At 69.2% G+C, this 7,983-nt stretch carries 1 protein-coding gene; it reads right to left on the reverse strand.

Annotated features, from left to right (window positions below; translation table 11 throughout):
* Positions 1-7,983 (reverse strand): type I polyketide synthase (locus ACIA6B_RS32445; protein WP_396779299.1); only part of this gene is annotated, 7,983 nt, incomplete at both ends.

The raw sequence follows: 7,983 nt of genomic DNA on the forward strand, positions 1-7,983 counted from the left end.
CTGCACCACCCGCCAAAACTCCGCATCAAACCCACCATCCCCACCCCCCACCGACACACCCCGCACCACCGGCCAAAACCGCTGACGCTCAAACGGATAAGTCGGCAACTCAGCCCGCAGCGCGATAGCCCCGCCCACCGCCCTGCCCGCGACTTCGGCCGGGCTGGTACTCATGCCGAACAGTGCCGGCCAGTTCACCGTCCCGCCGTGTACGTGGACACCAGCGACCGCCGTCAGCAGTGTCTGCGGCTCGTCCCGGTCACCTCGCAGCGCGGGCAGCCACACCCCTGCATCGGGGGTGTCGGTGTCGGCCATCGAGGTCAGCGTGCCGTCCGGGCCCAATTCGAGGAACACGCCCACGCCCTGCTCACGCAGCGCGGTCACCGCATCGTGGTAGCGCACCGTCTGCCGGACATGCGCCAACCAGTATCCCGGATCGGTCACGTCCGCACCCGGGGTGCCAGAGACCACCGGGATGGTCGGCTCACGCCACACCACCCCGTGCAACACGTCGGCGAACTCGGCCAGCATCGGCTCCATCAACGGCGAATGGAACGCGTGACTGACCCGCAACCGCCGCGCCTTGCCACCGGCGTCCCGCCACCGTTGCGCCAGGTCCAACACCACGGTCTGGTCACCGGAGATCACCGTCGAGCGGGGACCGTTGACCGCCGCCACACCCACCAGATCGGTGTGCCCGGCGATCAACTCCTGCGCCTCGACGTCGCTGGCGGTCAACGCGACCATGGCCCCGCCAACAGGAAGCGCCTGCATCAGGCGGCCCCGCGCCGCCACCACCGCCACCGCATCAGCCAGATCCCACACCCCCGCCACATGAGCCGCACTCAACTCACCGATCGAATGCCCCGCCACATACTCCGGGGCCACCCCCCACGAACGGACCAGCCGATACAACGCCACCTGCACCGCGAACAACCCAGCCTGGGTATACATCGTCTGATCCAGCAGCTGCGCCTCGCCCGCGACCACGTCCCGCAACGATCGGTCCAAATGGCGATCAAAGGACGCGCAAACCTCATCGAACACGTCAGCGAACACCGGATACGCCTCACACAAACCCAGACCCATCCCAACCCGCTGACTCCCCTGCCCGGAAAACACCACCGCCAGCCGCCCGGAACCGGCAACCCCGCTCACCACACCCGACGCCTGGCCACCCGCGGCCAGCACCCGCAACCCATCCACCAACACCTGCCGATCCTGGCCGAGCACCACACCCCGATAGGTGAACCTCGTCGCCCGGCTATCCACCAACGCCCGCCCCACCGTTACCGGCCCGACCTCAGGCCGATCGGTCAGGAAACCGGCCAACCGCTGCGCCTGCGCCCGCAGGGCCACCTCGGACTTGGCCGACAACAACCACGGCACCACCCCGCCGGCCGGCAGCGGGGCCGGCTCATGATCCAACACCTTTTCCGGTGCGGGATCGGCTTCTTCGAGGATGAGGTGGGCGTTGGTGCCGCTGATCCCGAACGACGACACCCCGGCCCGCCGCGGCCGACCGTTACCTGGCCACGGCGTGGCCTCTGTCAGCAACTGCACCGACCCAGCCGACCAATCCACATGTGACGACGGGGCGTCCACGTGCAGCGTCCTGGGCATCAACCCGTGCCGCATGGCGAGGACCATCTTGATGATCCCGGCGACCCCTGCGGCTGCCATGGTGTGGCCGATGTTGGACTTCACCGACCCCAACCGCAACGGCCGATCCGCCGGCCGGTCCTGGCCGTACGCGGCGATCAGCGCCTGCGCCTCGATCGGATCACCCAGGGTGGTGCCCGTGCCGTGCGCCTCCACCACATCCACGTCGCCCGGCGACAGCCGCGCGTTGGCCAGGGCCTGGCGGATCACCCGCTGCTGCGACGGACCATTCGGCGCACTCAACCCATTGGAAGCGCCGTCCTGGTTGACCGCGCTGCCCCGCACCACCGCCAACACCTGATGCCCCCGCCGACGAGCATCCGACAACCGCTCCAACACCAACACCCCGACACCCTCACCCCAACCCGTACCATCAGCCGCATCCGCAAACGGCTTACACCGCCCGTCAGCAGCCAACCCACCCTGCCGGGAAAACTCCACGAACGCCCCCGGCGTGGCCATCACCGTCACACCACCAGCCAGCGCCATCGAACACTCACCCGACCGCAACGCCTGCGCCGCCAAATGCACCGCCACCAACGACGACGAACACGCCGTATCCACCGACACCGCCGGCCCCTCCAAGCCCAAGGTGTACGCCACCCGACCCGACATCACACTCGCCGCATTACCCGTCAGCAGATGCCCCTCACTGCCCGTCTGCGCGTCGCCGATTATCGAGATGTAATCCTGACCGGTGGTACCCACATACACACCCGTGTCCGACCCACGCAGCCCCGACGGGTCGATCCCGGCCCGCTCCAACGCCTCCCAGGAAACCTCCAACAGCAGCCGCTGCTGCGGATCCATCGCCACAGCCTCCCGCGGACTGATCCCGAAGAACCCCGCGTCGAACAACGCCGCGTCAGTCAGAAACCCACCGTCGCGGGCATAACTGGTCCCCGACCGCCGCCGATCGGGGTCGTACAGCGCCGTCAGATCCCAACCCCGATCCGCGGGAAACTCACCCACCGCGTCGACGCCTTCGACCAGCAGCCGCCAGAACTCCTCCGGGTCGTCCACCCCACCCGGATACCGACATCCCATCCCCACAATCGCCACCGGCTCATCAACACCCGCACCCACCACCACCGGCGCCAGAACATCGGCCTGCTCACCAAGCAGCTCCGTCAACACGTACCCGGCCAACACCACCGGCGTCGGATAGTCGAAGACCAGCGTGGCCGGCAACGACAACCCCGTCGCGGCAGCCAACCGGTTACGCAACTCCACCGCGGTCAACGAATCGAAACCAAGCTCACGGAACGCGCTGCCCGGATCAACCGCCGCGGGGTCGGCATGACCAAGCACAACCGCGGCCTGCGCCCGCACCAACTCAAGGACTGTCCGCTGGCGCTCCTCCACCCCCATAGCCGCCAACCTGGCGGCCAGATCCACCGGCGCATCAGCGGTGGCCGCCATGCGGCGGGCCGAGCCGCCGACCAACGTCCGCCACAACGGCGGCAGGCCACCAGCGGCGGCGCGACGCAGCGCGGCAAGGTCCACCCGCATCGGCACCAGCTGCGGCCGATCGGTGCGCACTGCCGTGTCGAACAACGCCAGGCCCTGCTCGGAGGACAGGGGAAGGAAGCCGTTGCGTCGCATCCGGTCCAGGTCGACCTCGCCGAGATGCCCGGTCATCGCCGACTGCTGAGCCCACAGCCCCCACGCCAACGACTGCCCAACCAGACCCTCGGACCGCCGGCGCAGCGCCAAAGCATCCAGAACCGCGTTCGCCGCGGCGTAGTTACCCTGCCCCGGCGACCCCAGCGTGGCCGCCGCCGACGAATACACCACGAACAACCCCAGATCCAAGTCCCGGGTCAGCTCATGCAGCCACCACGCCGCATCCGCCTTCGCCCGCAGCACGGTCTCCAGCCGCTGCGGCGTCAACGCCTCGACCACCCCGTCATCAAGCACACCCGCGGTATGCACCACCCCCACCACCGGATGCTCAGCCGGCACCCCCGCCAACACCGCCGCCAGCGCGTCCCGGTCAGCGACATCACACGCCACCACCTGAACCCGTGCGCCCAGCTCGGTCAGCTCACCGACCAGCTCCGCCGCGCCCGCCGCGGCCAGGCCGCGCCGGGACAACAGCAACAGGTGCCTGACCCCGTGCGCGGTGACCAGATGCCGGGCCACCAACCCACCCAACACCCCCGTCCCACCAGTGATCACCACCGTGCCACCCGCATCCAACCCCGCCAACAACCCGCCAGAGCCAGACAGCGACAAACGGCCAGTGTCGACCACGCGGGTCATTCGCCGGGTATACAGCCCGCCAGCGCGTACCGCGATCTCCGGCTCACCGCTGTCAAGGACTGCCGTCAGGATCCTGCCCAGGTCGCTACCCTGGCCGGTGTCGTGGCCGGTGTCATCGTCGAGGTCGAGCAGGACGAACCGGTGAGGGTGTTCGGACTGCGCGGAGCGGACTAAACCCCACACCGCAGCCGCAGCCAGGTCACTGCCGTCGGTAGCGCCACGGGTGACCACCACCAGCAGGGAACCCGCCGTGCCCGCATCGGCCAACCAGTCCTGAACCCAGCCCAACACCAGGGCGCTCGCCGCGTGCGTAGCCTCGACAACACCCACCGCATCGCCCGCAGCCGGTAGCTCAGCGACCACCACCGCAGGCAGCTCACCCTCAACCTGCCCATGCCATGCCCAGACCAGCTCGGTGGCCGCCGCCGTGGTGTCGGGTTCCGGGTCCGGTAGCGGCACCCATTCCACCGCGAACAGTGACTGCGCCGCATCCGGCGCCCCGATGGCGAGTTGGTCGGTGGTCACTGGTCGCATCACCAGCGAGTCCGCGGTCAGCACCGGCTGGCCGGCGGTGTCGAACACCGCCACCGCGACAGCCCCGCCGTCGCCGACCGGTGTCAGCCGGACCCGCAACGTGGTCGCCCCGTTCGCGTGTAGCTGGACCCCGCTCCACGCGAACGGCAACACCGCCCCGCCATCGTCGTCGCCGAGAAGTCCGGTCAACCCGATCGGGTGCAACGCCGCGTCCAACACCGCCGGATGCAACCCGAACCCGCCGGTCTCGACGCCCTCGGGCAGTGCCACCTCCGCGTACACATCCCGATCGGAACGCCACACCGCCCGCAAACCCTGAAACACCGGCCCGTACACGTACCCGCCGTCGGCCAACCGCTCGTACACGCCGTCCACCGCCACCGGCCGTGCGTCGGCCGGCGGCCACTGCCCCAACCCCGACGGCACCCGACCAGCCTGCGGACTCAACACACCCGTGGCATGCCGAATCCACGCACCCCCCACACCCTCCGCGCCTTCGGGCCGGGAGTACACGTTGACCGGCCGCCGACCCTCTTGGTCGGGGTCACCGACCCACACCTGCACCTGCACCCCACCCTGCTCCGACAGCAGCAACGGGGTCTGCAGCGTCAACTCCTGCACCAGGCCACAGCCGATCTGGTCCCCGGCGTACATCACCAGTTCCACGAACGCCGTGCCCGCCAACAACACCGAACCCAACACCAGATAACCGGCCAACCACGGCTGCCCCGACAACGACAACCGGCCGGTCAACACCACCCCGTCCCCATCAGCCAACGACACCGCCGCCCGCAACAACGGATGATCAACCGAACCCAACCCCAACACCCGAGCATCGCCCACACCGGCCGCCGCCGTCTGCGGCCAGTACCGCTGATGCTGGAACGGGTAGGTAGGCAACTCAGCCCGCAGCGGGATGGTCCCGCCCATCACTCTGCCCACACCCGTGGCCTCGGCCGAACCGGCACTCGTGCCGAACAGTGTCGGCCAGTTCACCGCACCGCCGTGCACGTGGACCCCAGCGACTGCGGTCAGCAGTGCCTCCGGCTCGTCCCGCTCGGCTCGCAGCGCGGGTAGCCACACACCTGCATCGGCGGTGTCGGCCATCGAGGTCAGCGTGCCGTCCGGTCCGAGTTCGAGGAAAACACCCACGCCCTGCTCGCGCAGCGCGGTCACCGCGTCGTGGTAGCGCACCGTCTGGCGGGCATGCGCCAACCAGTATCCCGGTTCGGTCACGTCCGCACCCGGGGTGCCGGACACCACCGGGATGGTCGGCTCCCGCCACATCACCCCGTGCAACACGTCGGCGAACTCGGCCAGCATCGGCTCCATCAACGGCGAATGGAACGCGTGACTGACCCGCAACCGCCGCGCCTTGCCACCGGCGTCCCGCCACTGTTGTGCCAGGTCCAACGCCACGGTCTGGTCACCGGAGATCACCGTGGAGTGCGGGCCGTTGACCGCCGCGACGCCTACCAGGTCGGTGTGCCCGGCGATCAGGTCGTGGGCTTCAGTATCGCTGGCGGTCAACGCGACCATGGCCCCGCCAGCGGGGAGCGCCTGCATCAGGCGGCCCCGCGCGGCCACCACCGCCACCGCATCAGCCAGATCCCACACCCCCGCCACATGAGCCGCACTCAACTCGCCGATCGAATGCCCCGCCACATACTCCGGGGCCACCCCCCAGGAGCGGACCAGCCGGTACAAGGCCACCTGCACCGCGAACAACCCCGCCTGGGTGTACATCGTCTGGTCCAGCAGCTGCGCGTCGCCCGCGACGACGTCCCGCAACGGCCGCTCGAGATGCTGGTCGAAGGACGCGCAAACCTCATCGAACACGTCAGCGAACACCGGATACACCTCATACAAGCCCTGGCCCATCCCGAGCCGCTGACTCCCCTGTCCGGAGAACACCACCGCCAGCCGACCGGGCCCCGCAACCCCGCTCACCACCCCCGGCGCCTGGCCACCCGCGGCCAGCACCTGCAACCCCTCCACCAACGCCGACCGCTGCCGGCCGAGCACCACTGCCCGATGCGGGAACCCGGTCGCCCGACCGTCCACCAACGCCCGTCCCACCACCACCGGCTCGACCTCGGACCGGTCGACCACAAACTCCGCCAACCGCTGCGCCTGCGCCCGCAACGCCACCTCAGACTTGGCCGACAACAACCACGGCACCACCCCACCCGACAGCGCCGGCGACTCCTGGCCTGATTCCGCTGGGCCAGCCGGTGTGCCCTGCAGCGACACGCTCGATTCAGCTTCCTCAAGGATGAGGTGGGCGTTGGTGCCACTGAGTCCGAAGGAGGACACCCCAGCGCGTCGAGGCCGCCCGTCGGCCGGCCACGGTGTGGCCTCGGTCAGCAGTCGCACCGAGCCGGCCGACCAGTCCACATGTGACGACGGGGCGTCCACGTGCAGTGTCCTGGGCATCAACCCGTGTCGCATCGCCAAGACCATTTTGATGATCCCGGCAACACCCGCAGCCGCCTGGGTATGGCCGATGTTCGACTTCACCGACCCCAACCGCAGCGGCTGCCCCGCCGGCCGGTCCTGGCCGTACGTGGCGATGAGCGCCTGCGCCTCGATCGGATCACCCAGGGTGGTGCCCGTGCCGTGTGCCTCCACCACATCCACGTCGCCCGGCGACAACCGCGCGTTGGCCAAAGCCTGACGGATCACCCGCTGCTGCGACGGACCATTCGGCGCACTCAACCCATTCGACGCCCCGTCCTGATTGACCGCGCTGCCCCGCACCACCGCCAACACCTGATGCCCCCGCCGACGAGCATCCGACAACCGCTCCAACACCAAAACCCCGACACCCTCACCCCAACCCGTACCATCAGCCGCATCCGCGAACGGTTTGCACCGCCCGTCAGCAGCCAACCCGCCCTGCCGGGAAAACTCCACGAACGCCCCCGGTTTGGCCATCACCGCTACACCGCCGGCCAGGGCCATCGAACACTCACCCGAGCGCAACGCCTGCGCCGCCAGATGCACCGCGACCAACGACGACGAACACGCCGTATCCACCGACACCGCCGGCCCTTCCAAGCCCAGGGTGTACGCCACCCGACCCGACATGACACTCGCCACGTTGCCGGTCAGGAGATGTCCCTCGCTGCCGGTCTGCGCGTCACCGATCACCGAGATGTAGTCCTGACCGGCGGCACCGATATACACGCCGGTGTCCGAGCCGCGTAGCCCGGACGGGTCGATTCCGGCCCGCTCCAACGCCTCCCAGGAAACCTCCAACAACAACCGCTGCTGCGGGTCCATCGCCACAGCCTCACGCGGGCTGATCCCGAAGAACCCCGCGTCGAACAACGCCGCACCAGCCAGGAACCCACCCCTGCGTGCAAAGCCACTCCCCGACCGCGCCGGATCCGGGCCATCTGACGACCCGACATCCCAACCCCGGTCCGTGGGGAACTCACCCACCGCGTCGACGCCCTCGACCAGCAGCTGCCAGAACCCCTCCGGGTCACCCACCCCACCCGGATACCGACACCCCAT

Source organism: Micromonospora sp. NPDC051141 (assembly GCF_044455765.1).
GTDB lineage: Bacteria > Actinomycetota > Actinomycetes > Mycobacteriales > Micromonosporaceae > Micromonospora.